Origin of the sequence: Paenibacillus sabinae T27 (genome assembly GCF_000612505.1) — a bacterium.
Classification (GTDB): Bacteria; Bacillota; Bacilli; order Paenibacillales; family Paenibacillaceae; genus Paenibacillus_AQ; species Paenibacillus_AQ sabinae.
Map to the genome: position 1 here is coordinate 4,963,026 of NZ_CP004078.1, position 16,840 is coordinate 4,979,865.

Genomic DNA, 16,840 nt, shown 5'->3' on the forward strand with positions numbered 1-16,840 from the left:
AGAGCCCGGCATTGCAAAAAAAGTCGATCTAATTCGACAAAATTCTTCAACATTCTGACTGGAATTTCCGATAAAATAAGCAAGAGCCGCAGTTGGTTACGGTCACTTTATTCAGGGAGCTCTTGATACCGCCATGATGATATTAAAATTGATCAACAGTCTTTTTGCAAACTTTTGCATCCTTGTAACTTTTCTATATTTGTCGGGGATGCTGTCCAAAAAATTTGTCGTCGCCGGCCGTTCGGTTAGCATCGCCACAAGAGTCAACGCCGGGCTGCTCTTCGGATTGTTCGGCATGATCCTGATGTGCTATTCCTTTCCGGTCGGACCGGGAAGCTACGCCAACCTGCGTCACCTGACGATTATTCTCATTTCATCATATATCGGCTGGCTGCCCGCACTGATTTGCTCTGTGCTGCTCGCGATAAGCCGGGTTCTTTTTTATGGTGTGTCCTATTCTTCCATAGCAGCGGGCGTTTCTCTCCTGATTATCGGTTATTGCTGCTGCTGGATTTCCATACTTCCCTGGTCACGGCTGCGCAAAGTCATGGTCAGCAACCTGATCAGCATGGGCATCAGCTTTGTGACGATCAGCAGCAACCTCGGAAGCTTGGCCAAGGTCATGGAATTTTTCCCGCTGCAGCTCGGGATTACTCTTGCCGCCGGACTGGGCGTGTATTATATCGCCGAATATATTCAGCGTTCCAACGAGCTGTACGCGCAGCTTGAGCATCGCGCAACGACGGACTACCTTACCAATCTGAACAACCTGCGCCAGTTCCACCGCCACATGGATACAGAGATGGCCCGGGCTGAACGGCGGGGCAACAGCCTCTCGATGCTCGCCATTGATATCGACCATTTCAAGGTTATCAACGACACTTACGGCCATCCTGCTGGTGACGCTGTCCTGAAGCAGCTGGCCCGCCGCCTGTGCAATCACTCCCGCTCCTATGATATCGTATCGCGCAACGGAGGCGAAGAGTTTACCATTTTGCTCCCGGATTGCCCGCTCCAGCAAGCGCAAAGGGCCGGGGAGCGTATCCGCGCCGCTGTGGAGAACGACCGTTTTGTACTGCCTTTAGGCAAAAAAGTTCATCTCACCGTATCCGTCGGGGTAGCGTCTTATCCTGAAAACATCCAGGACGCGGACGGAGACCTGCTCTGCCAATATGCGGACAGTGCGCTGTATGCGGCCAAGAACTCAGGGCGAAACAAGGTCTGCGTCGCCAATATTTGATATTGAAACCAACCTCCTGCAGTTTCTTTTGTTATCTCAGTGGTAATAACTGAAATGGCAACTGTATAATTAGGGAGGAATTCGGTAAATGAAACCAGAAAATAAAGGGCAGGAGAGTCTGCCCAGATTTCCGGAGTCGCTATGGAGAGGAACGACGGAGCTGCCCTCCTTTCCCCGGCTAGCAGAGGATCACACCACTGACATCGCCGTGGTGGGCGGAGGCATCACTGGTATTACCGCAGCTTATCTGCTTGCGGAGGCCGGGCGGAAGGTTACGCTGCTGGAAGGCACCGAGCTGCTCGCCGGCACAACGGGATTCACGACGGCCAAAATTACGGCCCAGCACGGGCTGATCTACAGCAATCTGATCAAGCATTTCGGGGAAGAGCACGCGCGCTCTTATTTCCGCTCGAACAGCGAGAGTTTGGAGTGGATTCTTCAAACGGCCGGGAAGCTCGGCTTATCCTGTGGTTTGGAGCGTGAGGATGCCTATATATACAGCGATGTCGGCGACGGGAAAACGCTGAAGGAGCTTGAGAATGAACTCGAGGCTTACCGCAAGCTGGGACTTCCGGGGGAATGGGTCGATTCCGTATCGCTGCCCATGCGCATCGGAGGCGGCATCAAGCTTCCCGGCCAGGCCCGCTTCCACCCGCTGCAGTATCTGAAGGGACTGCTTGAAGCGTTTCTCGCCAAGGGCGGAACCGTGTACGAGCATACCATGATCAGCGAAGAGGTCGAGGATGAGGACGGTCTGACGCTCTTTACCGAACGGGGCAAGCACCGCATCAAGTGCCGGCATGCCGTATCGGCCTCCCATTTTCCGTTCTATGACGGCGGAGCGATGTACTTTGCGCGCCTGCATGCGGAACGCGCGTACGCCCTGGCCTTCGAGCCTGAAACCGACTATGAAGGCGGAATGTACTTATGCGTCGGCAAGCCGAGACGCTCTCTCCGCGCGGTCGAATGGGAGGGCAAAAAGCTGGTTATCGCCGGCGGCGAGAGCCATAAGACGGGGCAGAGCAGCTGTACGATCAAGCATTATGAGAATCTGGAGATTTTCGCCGGAGAGCTTCTGGGCATCCGCCAGATTCCTTATCGCTGGTCCACCCAGGATTTGATTACGGTAGATAAGGTCCCTTACATCGGCAAGCTGTCCAAAGACAAGGAGATCTACATCGCCACAGGCTTCGCGAAATGGGGAATGACGGCGGGCACGCTGGCGGCGCGGATAATTGCCGATCAGATTCAAGGCAAACCGAATCCCTATACGGAGCTGTACGATCCGACCCGGTTCAAGGCCAACCCGGGCATCAAGAATCTGGTAGTGGAGAACGCCAATGTCGCCAAGGAGCTGATCCAAGGCAAGGTGGAATTCGCTCATAAAAAAATCGGGGATTTGAAGCCGGACGAAGGCGGCGTTGTCCGCCACGATGGAAAGCGCGTCGGCGCCTACAAGGACCCCGAGGGCGGTATTCACCTGGTGGACAGGACCTGTACGCACATGGGCTGCGAATGCGATTGGAACGAGAGTGAACGCTCCTGGGATTGCCCGTGCCACGGCTCCCGTTACACCTATGACGGCGAAGTGATCGAAGGACCAGCGGTTCAGCCGCTGACGAAGCTGGATGTGTGAGGCCTGCCCTGGGCCTCTCCTTCAATAAACGCAGAAACTTAACCAAATCAAAGGAGTGATTCTAAAGAGATGGAACTTAGAGGAAAAACCGCAGTGATTACCGGTGCCGGCAAAGGCATCGGTAAAGCCCTGGCCCTGGCGCTCGCCAAGGAAGGCGCCAATCTGGGGCTGATCTCCCGTACCGCCGCCGATTTGGAGGCGCTGAAAGCCGCAATCACCGAAGCGCATGATGTGAAGGTCAGCATTGCCATCGCCGATATTTCGGTCCGCGAAGAAGCGGAGCGCGCTGTGGCTGCTATCCAGAACGATCTCGGCACGTTCGACGTCCTGATTAACAACGCCGGTGTCGCTACCTTCGGTACGCTGGTGGATATGGACCCCGAAGAATGGAAACGCCATATCGACATCAATCTGTTCGGCGCCTATTACGTTACCCACGCCGCGCTGCCTGCGATGATCGAGAAGAAGGCCGGCAACATTATCAATGTCTCGTCCACTGCCGGTGAACGCGGCTTCGCCACAGGCTCCGCCTACTGCGCGTCCAAGTTCGCACTCATGGGCATGACCGAGGCGCTCTTCCAGGAAGTGCGCAAGTTCAACATCCGGGTTGTGGCGCTGACGCCAAGCACGGTCAATACCCCGCTGGCGGTGAATGCCGGCCTGCCGATCGGCGACGAAGACCGGATGATGCAGCCTGAGGATGTCGCCGAGCTGGCGCTGACAGCGCTGAAGCTGCCGGACCGCGTAGTCATCAAAACGGCAGGCATCTGGACGACCAATCCGCAATAGAATGTTATCCGCAATCCTTCATCCATTATTAGCGGGAGGCTTAAAGCTATGCTCGTAGTCACGAATACGATCAAGGTCAAGGAAGGTGCCGGAGCTGCGCTGGCCCAGCGGTTCGCCGGAACGGGCGGCGTGCAGGACATGCCCGGCTTTGTGCGCATGGAGGTATGGCATGCAAGCGCCAAAGAAGGCGCGGAAGAGCTGAAGATCTGTACCGTATGGGAGAACGAGGATGCATTCAAAGCCTGGACCGCAAGCGAGTCCTTCCGAAATTCCCACCGGGGGGCGGGCGGCAACGACTCCATTCTCGGAGCGTCGCTCGACAAGTACGAGCTTCTTCTCAGCCGTACTCCAAAGCAGTAAAAGGACGGAACGGACACAAAACAGCAAAAGCGCAGAAACGCCCCCGAAAGGGAGGAACGTTTCTGCGCTTTTTTTACTGACTACCGGCGGCGGGCTAGCACGAAAGCGCCCGCTTACCCGGCATCGGAAAGCTCCCCTTCGGAGAACTGGCTGTTATACAGATCGGCGTAGAATCCGCCTTGCTTCAGCAGCTGCTCGTGAGAGCCCTGCTCGATGACGGTGCCATGATTCATGACGAGAATCAAATCGGCGTCGCGGATCGTTGACAGACGGTGAGCGATGACAAAGCTAGTGCGGCCCTGCATCAAGGTGTTCATCGCTGTTTGAATTTGGACCTCGGTCCGGGTATCGACGCTGCTGGTGGCTTCGTCCAGAATCAGGATTGCCGGGTCCGCCAGAATGGCACGGGCGATCGTCAGCAGCTGCTTTTGACCCTGTGAAATATTGGAGGCCTCCTCATTCAGCACGGTGTTGTAGCCCATCGGCAGGGTGCGGATGAAATGGTCGGCATGCGCCGCTCTGGCTGCCCGCACTATATCCGCTTCGGTCGCGCCTTCGCGCCCGTATGCGATATTGTCGCGGATCGTGCCGTTAAAGAGCCACGTATCCTGAAGCACCATTCCGAACTTGCCCCGCAGCTCGCTGCGCTTCATGTCGGTAATGTCCACGCCGTCGATCAGGATCTGGCCGCCATTTAGCTCATAAAACCGCATCAGCAGGTTGATCAGCGTCGTCTTGCCGGCTCCGGTCGGACCGACAATTGCGATCGTCTGTCCCGGCTTAACCCGGATATTCATATCTTCAATGAGAATCGAATCATCTTTGTATCCGAATTTCACGTGGCGGAACTCCACCGCTCCTTCTTCCGTATGAACGGTCCTGCCAGCCAAGGCCGCCGCCGATTCCGGGATTTCCTCTTCCTCGTCCAGCAGTTCAAACACGCGCTCCGCGGAAGCGATGGTCGACTGAATAATATTGGCTATGTTGGCCGTCTGGGTAATCGGCATCGTAAACTGGCGCGAATATTGGATAAATGCCTGGATGTCGCCGACTTCAATCATTTTTCGGGTGACAAAGATTCCGCCGACTACACAGACCAGCACATAGCCCAGATTGCCGATGAACATCATGAGCGGCATGATCATGCCGGACATAAACTGAGCGCGCCAGCCGGAATCGTAGAGCTGCTCGTTGATTTTGTCAAAATCCTGGAGCGATTCCTTCTCCCGTCCGAACGCTTTGACGATCCGGTGGCCTGTGTACATTTCCTCGACATGGCCGTTCAGCTGACCGAGCGATTTCTGCTGGCCGACGAAATACGTCTGGGAGCGCTTGGTAATCCCCATAATGGCGACAAAGCTGAGCGGCAGCGTAATAATGGTGATAAGCGTAAGCCACGGACTGATCGTCAGCATCATGATGATAACGCCGATGATCGTAATGACCGATGTGATAAGCTGGGTCAAGCTTTGCTGCAGCGTCGTGCTGATATTGTCGACATCGTTGGTCGCCCGGCTCAGGATCTCCCCATGCGTCCGGGAATCGAAATATTTCAGCGGCAGCCGTTCTAGCTTGCTGTTGATTTCCTCGCGCATGTCGAATACGACGCTCTGCGCCACCCCGGCCATAATATACTGCTGGATGTAGCCAAAGAGAGCGCTCAGCACATACAAGCCGGCCAGGATCAGCAGAATTTCATTAATGTAGCCAAAATCGATAGCCGCGCCCGGTACGCCCTTGAATTTGCCAACGACGCCTTCGAACAGCTTGGTGGTCGCTTTCCCCATAATCTTGGGGCTAAGAATGCTGAATACCGTACTCAGGATGGCTGTAATCAACACGACCACAAGCTGCAACCGTTTCGGACGCAAATACCGGGTCAGCCGCCGCAGCGTTCCTTTGAAATCCTTCGCTTTCTCTGGCGGCATCATCATGCCCGCTCCGCCGAACCCGCCGGGTCCGGGCCCTCTGCGCGGCGGCTGCGCGGGACGTCTGTATTCCTGATTGTTCTCGCTCATGCAATTTCCTCCTCTGACAGCTGCGAAGATACGATTTCGCTGTAGACGTCGCTGCTTGCAAGCAGTTCGCTGTGGCTGCCGATCCCGGCAATCCGTCCCTCGTCCAGCACGATAATCCGGTCCGCATCCATAACGGTGCTGACCCGCTGGGCGACAATAAGCACTGTCGATTCCGTCGTCTCTCCTTTGAGCGCCGCGCGCAGCCTGGCGTCCGTCTTGAAGTCGAGCGCCGAGAAGCTGTCGTCGAACAGGTAAATCTCCGGCTTCCGAACAAGCGACCGGGCAATGGACAGCCGCTGCTTCTGCCCGCCGGACAGGTTATTGCCTCCCTGGGCAATTTGCGAGTTAAAGCCGTCTTTCATCGCAGTTACGAAATCCAGCGCCTGAGCGATACCGGCCGCATGCCGGATCTCTTCATCCGTCGCGCCCTCTTTCCCGTAACGGATATTGTCACTGACGGTGCCGGTGAACAGCACGGCCTTCTGCGGCACATAACCAGTCTTGGCGCGAAGCTCTTCCTGCGTCATCTGCCGGACATCGGTCCCGTCCACCAGCACCTCGCCCTCAACCACGTCATAGAAGCGGGGAATCAGGCTGAGCAGCGTCGATTTGCCGGAGCCGGTACCGCCGATAATCGCCGTGACCTCGCCGGGCTTTGCGGTGAAGCTGATGTCCGACAGGGCAGGCTGCTCCGCTCCCGGGTAGGAGAAGGAGACGTTCTTGAATTCTACATAGCCGCGAATCCCGGCTGTGTCCGGCTGATCCAGCAAAGTGACCCGGGCTTCGGGATCGGCGATTTCCGGTGCCATATCTTCCAGATCCGGTGTTTCCGGCACTTGGATTTCGGGGTCTGAAATTTCTGGCACCATATCGAGCACTTCATTAATCCGAATCGCGGAAGCGGAAGCGCGCGGAATGAGCACGAACATCATGGAAACCATAATAAGCGAGAACATGATCTGCATCGCATACTGAATGAAGGCCATAAGCGAGCCGACCTGAAGGTCGTTGTTATTAATCCGGATGCCGCCGAAATAGAGAATGCCGATCATGGAAAAGTTCATGACGAACATCATCATCGGCATGAGCAAGGCCATAATCTTGTTGACCTTGATCGCCGTATCCGTCAGATCCCGGTTGGCCGCGCTGAAGCGCTTGTTCTCATGCTCCGTCCGGTTAAAGGAACGGATGACGCGAATGCCGACCAGATGCTCGCGCAGTACCAGATTTAATTTGTCCAGCTTGACCTGAATCGCCTTGAAGAGCGGCAGCCCCTTCATGCCCACATAGGCAATCGCCAGAGCAAGCACCGGTATCACGACGACAAAGATCAGAGACAGCTTGGCGTCTTCGGACACCGCCATAATAATGCCGCCGATCATCATCATCGGAGCGCCGATCATCATGCGCAGCATCATCGTAAGCACCGTCTGTACCTGGGTAATGTCGTTCGTTGTCCGCGTAATAAGCGATGCGGTGCCCAGCTTGTCAAATTCAGTCAGCGTAAAATTCTCGACATGATTGAACATGAGCGAGCGCGTGTTGCGACCGAAGCCCATCGCCACTTTGGCAGACAGAAAGCTGGCCACGATGGAGCAGAGCGCGCCTCCGCCCGCCACCAGCAGCATAAACCCGCCGATTCTCCAGATCAAAGCCCGGTCTTGATGCACAATCCCCTTGTCGACGATGTCGGACATCAGGGTCGGGAGATACAAATCACCCAGCGACTGCAAGAACACCAGCAGCAGAATTGCCGCAATCGGCAGCGAAAAAGGCTTCAAATATCTAAATAATTTAATCATCCTTCGTCATCTCCGTTCATGGGTAACCGTTCTATTTCGAGCCTATGCTCCTGGGCAAAAGCCTGAACTTTAAGCAGAAGCTCCGCAAGCTTGTTGCTGTCTTCCTCGCCCAGAAAGTCCACGAGCTTGTTCAAGGTCGCGGTCCTGTGCTCTTTGGCTCTTTCGGCAGCCTTGCCGCCCTGTTCGGTCAAACTGACGCGCACGGCCCGCCGGTCGTTGGCATCCGCCTGCCTGACAACCATCCCTTTCGCTTCCAGACTGTTGATGAGCTGGGTAACCGTCGGCGGAGTCAGGCCCAGCAAACGGCTGATTTCCGACACCTTCAGTCCCTGCTTGGCCGAGCAGATATTCCTCGCGATGCACAGCATGAGCGTCATTTCACTGGGTTTATTCCCTTCCGCGGCCTGAGTCCACTTCGCTCGATGCAGCTGCTGCAAAGCAATCAGCAGCTTGTGCGGCACCTTGTTCTGATCGTCCTCTATCCCAATTGCTATCCCTCCGTATGCCGGATTTTTCGTTTCATTTACTTAGCATTCCTAATAATTATATAGTATATTATTTAGGCTTCCTAATTATATTTTCACGCCAGTCCGTTGTCAAACATTGTATGCGCTATCAAAATCGCGATTTTTGTAAACGGAACGCCATGATCTCTCACGCCAGCGGCAGGCAAGAAGAAACGGCACCGTCCTCTTAGGGACAGCCCCGTTTCTCGTAGAAATATAGGACTTTTTAATAAGCATGAAATTTCAAAAAACCCCCCCGCCGCATTGGGCAGGAAGGTATTTATTTATCAGTAAGTTATGCGATTAACGGGACGATTTCCCCCGCAAAAGATGCATGGGCACGGCTAATCAGCCCTCTTCCCGGGTTCGGTCTTTATCTATATGCCTGCAGTTGATTCTTGCGGCTCCGAAGATTCTTCATCATTATATTTTGGGCAAGCAGAATATAACTGTCGAGGCGCTCGCTGAGCTCAACCACGGTGCGGTCGCTGAGACTGCGCTGCTGGGCAACCTCCAGCAATTGGCACCGGAGACTTTCGATCGTTATGAACAATTCCTCTTCCCGGCATTCGATTACATAGTCATTCTGGGGTGTACATTCCTGAAGCACTGCATCACCTTCTCTCTGAATACCTTCTACTCTATTATATATCAAGATAATAAAAAAACATATTTTGCAAAAAAAGAAAATTATGTCGATGCTCCAACTTTTTTCATCACCAAAAGGGAGGCCGCATCTGCCAGCGGTTACCTCTCTTTTAATAGATCCCGCGCAAACGAAATCCATTCGCGGGCGGCGAAAGACAGATAGCGGTCCCTGCGCCAAATCATGCCGAGCTGCCACGGAATTTCCGGTTCGGTCAACGTGACAATGGAAATGCGCGACCGGTCCATATCGCGGCAGATGGTCTGCGGCAGCAGGGCTATGCCCAGACCGGCCGCCACCATGCGGGCGATAAGGTCCCACTGGGAGCTTTCGTACACGACCATGGGCTGAAACCCCGACTTGACGCACTCGGTGATCACGCGGTCATGCAGGGCGAAATCCTCCCGGAACAGCACAAATTCCTCATCTTTCAGTTCCGCTAGCGGCACCGAGCTCCGGTCCGCCAGCCGGTGGCCGGCGGGAACCAACAGCTCCAGCCTTTCCCGGACGAAGGAGAACACATGAAATCTGGCTTCATCCACGGGAAGAACGACGACGCCGATATCAAGAAAGCCGGTGTCCACATCATTCTCCACCTTCTTGGCCCCGTCCTCGTACAGCCGGATGGTAACATCGGGGTACTTCCGGTGAAACCGGCCGATCACCGACGGAAAGAAATTGGACCCTACCATCGGCGGAAGACCGATGCGGATATGGCCCTGCTTCAGCTTGCGCAGGCTGTCCAGTTCGGACGAGAGGCTCTGGAAGGATACGACGATATTCTGCGCTTTGGCAAGCAGAATTTCACCCGCATCAGTCAGCCTGATGCTCTTGCCTTCCCGGTAGAACAAATCGGCCCCGAGCTCCTCCTCGATCTGCCGGATCATCTTGCTTACGGTGGGCTGGGTAATATACAGCGATTTGGCCGCCTTGGAGAAGCTGTTCAGCCGGGCGGCTTCCACAAAATACTGCAACTGTCTGATATCCAAAGCGTCAAACCTCCTATATATAGACAAAAGGAATGTCATCTATTCGATATATTCATTTTACCTATGTAAATAATTATTGTAAAATTTCAATATAGCTTGAAAGGGGCGGACCTTATGAGAAAACTATGGATTGGTATGCTGCAGGTAGGTGCGCTGACCGTGTTCTCCCTAATAATGGGGGATCTCAGCTCTTGGTTACATCTTCCGATTCCCGGAAGCATTATTGGCATGGTGCTGTTATTCATCCTGCTGGAGACCGGTGTTATCAAACTAAGCTGGGTCGAAGCCGGAGCAACCTGGCTGCTGGCCGAGCTGCTGCTGTTCTTCGTTCCCTCCGCCATCGGCGTTATGAATTACTCCAAATTGCTCCAGACGGACGGTCTCAGTCTGCTGGCGGTCATCCTCGCGGGAACCTTTATCGTTATGACTAGTTCAGGACTGCTGACAGCCCTTATTTTCAAATTCAAGGAGGGAAGACATCATGCTAAGCGGGATTCTGTTTCTGGCTCTGACTCTGGCAATCTATCTGATATCTAAAAAGATTTACGCGGTGAAGACGAAAGTATACTTGTCTCCGTTGATCATTACGCCGCTGCTGATTATCAGCTTCCTGCTGATGATGGGCGTATCCTTTGATTCCTACAATGCGGGAGGCAAATGGCTCACCGACCTGCTTCAGCCGGCAACCGTTGCCTTTGCCATCCCTTTGCATAAAAACTTCAAGGTGCTCAAAAAGCACGCCGCAGAGATTGCGGCAGGCGTTCTGTCAGGAACGATGATGGCGGTAATCTCATCCGTTCTCCTGGCCCACTGGTTGCACCTGAGCAGCAATCTTGCAACCAGCTTGGTGCCCCGGTCGGTTACTACGCCGATCGCCATGAACATCTCGCAGAGCATAGGGGGCATACCGAGCATTACGGCCGTATTCGTTATTCTGACCGGCGTGCTGGGTACGCTGATAGGACCGACGGTCCTTCGCCTCTTCCGCATTGACAATGAAGTTGCGCGCGGTGTGTCGCTGGGAACCGCTGCGCACGGTATGGGCACCTCCAAAGCCTTTGAGCTGAGTTCGCTGACCGGAACCATTTCCAGTATCGCGATGATTCTGACGGCGCTGTTTACACTAACCGTAGCGCCGGCACTACTCGCGGTCTTCCTCCACTAGGCCGTCCCGGCTTGGGCCGCAGACACCCGCTTCGAGCAATTTGCTGAAGCGGAGTGTCTTTTTTTATGAACTTACAGCTTCACCGGCGCCTCTTTACGGGCCGATTCGAAAGCCGCGCATGTAACCTTCAGCGTCTTGTAGGCATCCGCGTAATCGCTCAGTATACCGCTGCGGTCGCCGGTGCGGACGGCATGAAGGAACGCCTCGCTCTCGGATACATAGGGGTTGCCGGTGCTGGCGTATTCGGTGCTCTCTCCGTCCCGCACCGTAAGAAGCCGCTGCGGGTTCCAGTCGAGCAGGCCGCGGTCATTGTAGAAGCTGAGCCCGACCCTTGAGGCCTCACCCGGAAGAACGCAGGTGTTGGAAATGTTCGCCACAATGCCGCTGGCAAGCTTCAGGGACACCGTACCCACGTCCGCGACACTGACGCCGTCTTTTTTCTCATGCATGACCCGATTCCCGAACATCGCGTACACTTCCGTCACTTCTCCCGCCAGGTAGCGGAGCAAATCGACGATATGCGTCGTCTGCTCGGTGAACTGCCCGCCGGACCGCTCCTGATCGCGCCACCACGGCGCCTCCGGCATGCTGCCCATCCACTGACCGACGACCATGCCGATTGTATCGCCCTGCAGCGCCTCTTTCAGCCGCTTGACGTTCTCCTGGTAACGGAAATGATAGCCGACGGAGGTAAGCAGACCGGCAGCCTGGATATCCTGAAGAAGACTCGCCGGAATTTCCGTGCTCACCCCGAGCGGCTTCTCCACAAAAAAGGGAATTCCCCTGCGGATCAGCGTGCGTTCAATCGCGCCATGCGCCCCGGGCGGCACACATATGTAAACCGCATCCAGCGTATGGGTATCCAGCATTTCAATGGGATCTCCATAGCCTTCCGCAGCGTACGGCCGCGCCATTTCTTCCCCTTTTTCCCTGCTGGTGCCGCAGACCGCCTGAAGCTTGACGTCCGCCATTCCGGCCAGCAAATCGGCATGCACCTTGGCGAACCAGCCGGTTCCGACCATTCCGATATTCAGCGTCATTTCGCAAGTCCCTCCGTTTCCCGTGATCGATCCTTGTTCAAAACCTATGAATGGTTTCTTCTTGTGAAAATTATACTGCGTTATCCCAGCACCCGGTAGTCTCTCCATTCGTCCGGCAGCAGCCATGCATAAGGGGGCTCCAGGAAACGGTCATCGGCAAGGATAATCCCTCCCGTATCGTGTTCGCTGCGGATGAGCCGCCCTCCCGCCTGAAGCACCTTGCACATGCCGGGAAATACGTAAGCGTAATGAAATCCGTTCTTGCCCCGAGCGCTGAAATACTCCCTTAGCAGGTTCCGTTCCAGTCCGAGCTGGGGCAGGCCAACGCCGACGACCATGACGCCATTCAGCCGGTCTCCCGGCAAATCGATCCCTTCCGAGAAAATCCCGCCAAGCACTGCGAACCCGAGCAGCGTCTCTCCGTTATCCGGACGGAAGGCGGCCAGAAACCTCTCCCGCTCCTCCTCGCTCATCCCGCTTCCCTGCACCAGCGTCCTGATCCCGGGGACTGACTCGGCAAAAACCTCGTATACGTCCTGCAAATACTGGTAGGAAGGAAAAAAGGCCAAATAGTTCCCTTTCCGGGCGGCCATCGCCGCGAGCGCTTTGGAAAGGGGCACTAACGATTTCTCGCGGTCGCGAAACCGCGTTGACACCGGCAGGACGCTGATTTCCCACTGCTCCTTGTGGAATGGGGAAGGCACTGTCAGACTGTAATCCTCTTCTGCCGCGCCAAGCATATCCCGGTAATACGAAAGGGGCGACAGCGTTGCCGAGAAAAAAATCCGGCTGCGGAAGCCTTTGGAGGACTGCGTCAGCAGATGCGACGGGTCGAGATTGAACAGCTTCAGTAAGACATCGCCCCTTCCGCTTTCCGCGTAGGTAATGTACCGCTCGTCGTACATCTTGCAGGCGCGCAGCATGCCTTGGGCGTCAAAATAGGCGTCAAGCAGCCCTTCTTCCTCCCCCTTCTCTTCAGTAAGGAGCATCTGCGAAGGCCGGAGCAGTTCCCGTTCCGCCTCCTGCACAAACGTCTCCAGCAGCCCGGGAAGCTCCTCGGGATACTCGGCCCATGTACCTGTGCCGTCCTGCCCGCATGCTTTGCGGAGAGCGATGAACATAGCGTTCACGCCCCCCGCCGCCGCGCTCAGCGCGCGGTTCCGTGCCTTGTAGCTCCGCTTCAGCGCAAGAAAGGGGGCCTTGCGTAAAGCCGCGGAGAACATCTCCCGGCCGCGGTCGACCAGATTATGAGCCTCGTCGACTAGCAGCGCCGTCTCTTTCTTCCCTTCCTCCATTAGCCGCTTCATGGCGATGCGGGGATCAAAAATATAGTTATAGTCGCAAATCACGGCGTCGCTGGCATAAGCCGCGTCGAGCGACAGCTCGAACGGGCATACGGAATGTTTGCGGGCGTAATGCTCCAGTACCCGCCGGTCCATCAGCGTTTCGTGCTCAAGCATATCCATCAGCGCGCCGTTGATGCGGTCATAATACCCTTCGGCAAAAGGGCAGTATTCCGCACCGCAGAGCCCTTCCTCCCGGAAGCAGGCCTTCTCCTTGGCGGTCAGCGTGACCACATGCAGATGGAGGCCCCGGGCGTTCATCTGGGCAAAGGCTTCCTCCGCGGCGATCCGTGTAACGGTCTTGGCCGTCAGGTAGAACAGGCCGCGCAGCAGCCCTTCTCCCATCGCCTTGACCGCCGGAAAAAGCGTGGACATCGTCTTGCCGATGCCCGTCGGCGCCTGGGCGAACAGATTCACGCCTTCCGCAATGCAGGTGTAGACGGCGCCCGCAAAACGCCGCTGTTCCGCACGATAGGCGGGAAACGGAAACTCCAGCCTGCGGATGCTTTCGGTCCGCCGCTCCCCGTGCTTAAGGAGAAGTGACGCATAGGGAGCGTAAGCCGCCGCGGTATCCGCCGCAAAAGCCGCCGCTTCCCCGGCGGTCACGAGCCGTTCGAAGCTCCGCTGCTCCCCGGTCGCGGTGTGCACATAAGTGAGCCTGACCGTGATCGCCTCAAGCTCCTGCTCCAGGATGATCATATGTGCATATATGAGCGCCTGGGCCCAGTGCACCTCGCGCCCTTCCTCCGGCAGCTCCGGCCCCCCGGTTGATTTGATCTCCTCAACGGTAAGGCTGCCGTCGCCTGACAGCAGCAGACCGTCGCAGCGCCCGAAGACGGTGAAAATCAGCTCTCCGCAGGGGATCTCCGCGCTAAGATAGACCTCTTTCCGGTCGCCTTCTTTATACTGCTGCTGGATTTTCTGATGTATGCGCGTCCCCTCAGCCAAGGAGGCAGCGCTGCGGAAGCCCGATTCGAGGCTGCCGCTGCGGTACACATATTCCACCAGCGATCGTACTGAAATGGTTACGGCGGAAGCCAAAGCGAGCCTCTCCTTCCTCAAGCCAATCGGCTAAGCCTTTCCTAAGTTTCACGCTGCGCGTTTCTTCGATTTTCCCCTTTTGCCCCGCTATCCGTTCATTTCCGGCCGAAAAGACCGCCGATATCCGCAGCATGCCGTTTTGCATCTTGCGGCGCGCCTTTTCTTGTTTTGACATTCCTTTTACATAGCGGCATAATGAATTTTATACTGGCGATTTCTTGTCTTTTGCGCTAAATATTTGCTTTGGGCGAAGGGTCGCTTCACACCCGAGAAAGAAGGCGGAGCCGTGACATCTATTAACATTAAACGATGGATCGTTAAACCCTTTATTTTTTTCACTATTATGCTTATTCTCAAGAGCTATCTGGCCTGGGCGGTCATCTTTGATGTTCTGCTGCCGTGGAAATCGCTGCTTACCGAAATTCCTTTTGCCTGGGCGCTGTTCTGCCTGATTGAGCGCTTCGCGTCCAAGCGCAAGCTCGGCTATTATATGACGGTTAATCTGCTGGTAACGGCGATTTTCTTCGCGGCCATTATGTATTTCAAATATTACGGCGTTATCGTCACCTACCATGCCGCTGAGCAGGTCAATCAGGTGACCGCCGTCCGCAACAGCGTATTTTCACTGATGGACCCTTATTATCTGCTTATTTTCGCGGATGTCCTTGTGCTGGGGTATTATTTTCTTTTTAACCGGAACGGCCGGATCTACAAAAAAGAGCAAATCAACCTCGGGCGCGGCAGCCGGAAATTCTCGGCTCTGTTCGCCGCTTCGCTCGCGCTGTGTCTGTTCAATGTGCTGCCGAACAAAGCCAGCATGAATGAAATCAAGAAAGCCCAGGAAATGGGCATTCTCAATTATGAAGCCTATACGATCTTCGCTCAAGATAAAATCGACCTGGTGAAAGCCAGCGACATTACCCAGGAAGCGGTCGACTCGGCCAAGGGAATTACCGTTCCCGCAAATCCGAAGCTTCAAGGCGCGGCCAAGGGCAAGAATCTGATTATCCTGCAGATGGAATCGCTGCAAAATTTCCTGATCGGGCTTAAGATCGACGGCAAGGAGATTACACCGAACCTTAACGCCGTGATGAAGGAAAGCCTCTATTTCCCGAACTTCTATCAGATGGTCGGCCAGGGCAACACCTCGGATGCGGAGTTCGTCGTCAATACGTCCTATTACATTCCTCCGCGCGGCGCGGCCACCCAGATGTACGTCGACAAGGTGCTGCCGAGTCTGCCGCGCTTAATGGAGAAGAACGGCTATCAGACGGCCACCTTCCATACGAATGATGTGGAGTTCTGGAACCGCGGCGAGCTCTACAGCTCGCTTGGCTGGGGCAAGTATTACGACCATCGGTTCTTCGGCGACGAGGACGTGTTCTTCTTCGGGCCATCCGATGAGGTGCTGTACCGCAAGACGACAGCCAAGCTGAAGGAAATGAGCGCAAGCGGCCAGCCGTTCTACGCCCAGATCATTTCCATGTCGGCCCATCATCCGTTTACGATTCCTGAGGAAAAATACAAAATGAAGCTGCCGGAGCGTTATGAAGGCACCTTTGTCGGTGATTACATCCGGGCGCAAAATTACGCCGACTACGCGTTTGGCCAGCTGGTTCAGGAGCTTAAAGAGTCCGGCCTCTGGGACAACAGCCTGATTATGATTTACGGCGACCACATGGGGCTGCCGATTTACTCGCTCGACCACGACGACAAAGAGCTGATGAAGGAAATTTACGGCCATGAGTACGGTTACGCCAACATGACCAATATTCCGCTGATCATTCACGGCGCGGGGCTGTCTGCGCAGACGCTGGAGCAGGTCGGCGGCGAAATCGATATTATGCCGACGGCCGCCAATTTGCTGGGCGTTTCCCTGAAAGATCATCTTCATTTCGGGCAGGACATCGTTAACCAGACCGGGAACCTGCTGCCCGAGCGCTATTATCTGCCCTCTGGCTCGTTTATCGCAAGCTCCGGGCTGCTTATTCCCGGTAACAGCTTTGAGGATAATACCCAATATCCGATCGCGCTGAGCAACAAGCCGCCAGCGTCAACGGAGGATGAATACAACCGGGCGCTCCGGCTGCTGCAGCTCTCCGACAGCTATGTGTCCCAGCTGCCTCTGAAGAAGTCCGAATAGTCGCGCTTCTTCAGCCGCTCCCGCTGCTTTACTGGCGGGTGAAGCGGCCACGGATTGCAGCGGCTCCTTGACGCCAAAAGCCATGTTCCCTGGGGGGAGCATGGCTTTTTCCTGTTTTAATC

14 protein-coding genes are annotated in these 16,840 nt (G+C 55.4%); 7 read left to right on the top strand and 7 right to left on the bottom strand.

Features of this window, described 5'->3' with window-relative positions:
• Positions 1–133 precede the first annotated feature (133 nt).
• From PSAB_RS22905 to PSAB_RS22920, 4 genes are all read left to right on the top strand, one after another.
• Positions 134–1,240, top strand: coding sequence for a diguanylate cyclase (locus PSAB_RS22905; RefSeq protein ID WP_051529810.1), 1,107 nt, complete (start codon positions 134–136; stop codon positions 1,238–1,240).
• An 88-nt stretch (positions 1,241–1,328) separates the two neighbouring features.
• Positions 1,329–2,876: an FAD-dependent oxidoreductase gene (locus tag PSAB_RS22910; protein WP_025336890.1), complete on the top strand. Its 1,548-nt coding sequence runs from the start codon at positions 1,329–1,331 to the stop codon at positions 2,874–2,876.
• Between the two features lie 69 nt (positions 2,877–2,945).
• On the top strand, positions 2,946–3,665 hold the full coding sequence (locus PSAB_RS22915) for a 3-ketoacyl-ACP reductase (RefSeq protein ID WP_025336891.1): 720 nt from the start codon (positions 2,946–2,948) through the stop codon (positions 3,663–3,665).
• A gap of 48 nt (positions 3,666–3,713) precedes the next feature.
• Positions 3,714–4,025, top strand: a complete 312-nt coding sequence (locus PSAB_RS22920) for an antibiotic biosynthesis monooxygenase (RefSeq protein ID WP_025336892.1) — start codon at positions 3,714–3,716, stop codon at positions 4,023–4,025.
• Between the two features lie 113 nt (positions 4,026–4,138).
• On the opposite strand, the gene PSAB_RS22925 is transcribed toward PSAB_RS22920, so the two are convergent.
• The 5 genes from PSAB_RS22925 to cidR all read right to left on the bottom strand — a co-directional run bounded on the left by PSAB_RS22925 (position 4,139) and on the right by cidR (position 9,986).
• A complete protein-coding gene (locus tag PSAB_RS22925; RefSeq protein WP_025336893.1) occupies positions 4,139–6,043 on the bottom strand; it encodes an ABC transporter ATP-binding protein in 1,905 nt (634 codons plus the stop codon).
• Entirely contained in the window at positions 6,040–7,845 is a 1,806-nt protein-coding gene (locus PSAB_RS22930) for an ABC transporter ATP-binding protein (protein ID WP_025336894.1), read from the bottom strand. The genes PSAB_RS22925 and PSAB_RS22930 overlap by 4 nt, the downstream gene beginning before the upstream one ends.
• Positions 7,842–8,306: a MarR family winged helix-turn-helix transcriptional regulator gene (locus PSAB_RS22935; RefSeq protein ID WP_051529811.1), complete on the bottom strand. Its 465-nt coding sequence runs from the start codon at positions 8,304–8,306 to the stop codon at positions 7,842–7,844. The genes PSAB_RS22930 and PSAB_RS22935 overlap by 4 nt, the downstream gene beginning before the upstream one ends.
• 418 nt (positions 8,307–8,724) lie before the next feature.
• Positions 8,725–8,961 (bottom strand): aspartyl-phosphate phosphatase Spo0E family protein, encoded by a 237-nt coding sequence (locus PSAB_RS26280; protein ID WP_025336896.1) that lies wholly within the window; start codon positions 8,959–8,961, stop codon positions 8,725–8,727.
• A gap of 137 nt (positions 8,962–9,098) precedes the next feature.
• Positions 9,099–9,986: a cidABC operon transcriptional activator CidR gene (gene cidR, locus PSAB_RS22945; protein ID WP_025336897.1), complete on the bottom strand. Its 888-nt coding sequence runs from the start codon at positions 9,984–9,986 to the stop codon at positions 9,099–9,101.
• Positions 9,987–10,100: 114 nt separating this feature from the next.
• On the opposite strand from cidR, the gene PSAB_RS22950 reads away from it, so the two are divergent.
• Positions 10,101–10,523 carry a CidA/LrgA family protein gene (locus tag PSAB_RS22950; RefSeq protein WP_025336898.1) on the top strand — a complete coding sequence of 141 codons (423 nt, stop codon included), beginning with the start codon at positions 10,101–10,103 and terminating at the stop codon, positions 10,521–10,523.
• The gene (locus tag PSAB_RS22955; protein WP_025336899.1) at positions 10,468–11,151 is read left to right on the top strand and encodes a CidB/LrgB family autolysis modulator; all 684 of its coding nucleotides are present in this window, start codon (positions 10,468–10,470) and stop codon (positions 11,149–11,151) included. The genes PSAB_RS22950 and PSAB_RS22955 overlap by 56 nt, the downstream gene beginning before the upstream one ends.
• Before the next feature lie 71 nt (positions 11,152–11,222).
• Here the strand turns inward: PSAB_RS22955 and PSAB_RS22960 are convergent, their stop codons facing one another.
• Together PSAB_RS22960 and PSAB_RS22965 are read right to left on the bottom strand one after the other, a co-directional pair.
• Positions 11,223–12,191 carry a Gfo/Idh/MocA family protein gene (locus PSAB_RS22960; RefSeq protein ID WP_025336900.1) on the bottom strand — a complete coding sequence of 323 codons (969 nt, stop codon included), beginning with the start codon at positions 12,189–12,191 and terminating at the stop codon, positions 11,223–11,225.
• 80 nt (positions 12,192–12,271) lie between these two features.
• Entirely contained in the window at positions 12,272–14,575 is a 2,304-nt protein-coding gene (locus tag PSAB_RS22965; RefSeq protein WP_025336901.1) for an ATP-dependent DNA helicase, read from the bottom strand.
• 343 nt (positions 14,576–14,918) lie between these two features.
• On the opposite strand from PSAB_RS22965, the gene PSAB_RS22970 reads away from it, so the two are divergent.
• Positions 14,919–16,718, top strand: coding sequence for an LTA synthase family protein (locus tag PSAB_RS22970; RefSeq protein ID WP_051529898.1), 1,800 nt, complete (start codon positions 14,919–14,921; stop codon positions 16,716–16,718).
• Positions 16,719–16,840: the final 122 nt, after the last annotated feature.

Bases quoted from the DNA above. Each gene is read 5' to 3' on its own strand.
- PSAB_RS22905 (WP_051529810.1), top strand. From the start codon at position 134: ATGATGATATTAAAATTGATCAACAGTCTTTTTGCAAACTTTTGCATC.
- PSAB_RS22910 (WP_025336890.1), top strand. From the start codon at position 1,329: ATGAAACCAGAAAATAAAGGGCAGGAGAGTCTGCCCAGATTTCCGGAG.
- PSAB_RS22915 (WP_025336891.1), top strand. From the start codon at position 2,946: ATGGAACTTAGAGGAAAAACCGCAGTGATTACCGGTGCCGGCAAAGGC.
- PSAB_RS22920 (WP_025336892.1), top strand. From the start codon at position 3,714: ATGCTCGTAGTCACGAATACGATCAAGGTCAAGGAAGGTGCCGGAGCT.
- PSAB_RS22925 (WP_025336893.1), bottom strand. From the start codon at position 6,043: ATGAGCGAGAACAATCAGGAATACAGACGTCCCGCGCAGCCGCCGCGC.
- PSAB_RS22930 (WP_025336894.1), bottom strand. From the start codon at position 7,845: ATGATTAAATTATTTAGATATTTGAAGCCTTTTTCGCTGCCGATTGCG.
- PSAB_RS22950 (WP_025336898.1), top strand. From the start codon at position 10,101: ATGAGAAAACTATGGATTGGTATGCTGCAGGTAGGTGCGCTGACCGTG.
- PSAB_RS22955 (WP_025336899.1), top strand. From the start codon at position 10,468: ATGCTAAGCGGGATTCTGTTTCTGGCTCTGACTCTGGCAATCTATCTG.
- PSAB_RS22960 (WP_025336900.1), bottom strand. From the start codon at position 12,191: ATGACGCTGAATATCGGAATGGTCGGAACCGGCTGGTTCGCCAAGGTG.
- PSAB_RS22970 (WP_051529898.1), top strand. From the start codon at position 14,919: ATGCTTATTCTCAAGAGCTATCTGGCCTGGGCGGTCATCTTTGATGTT.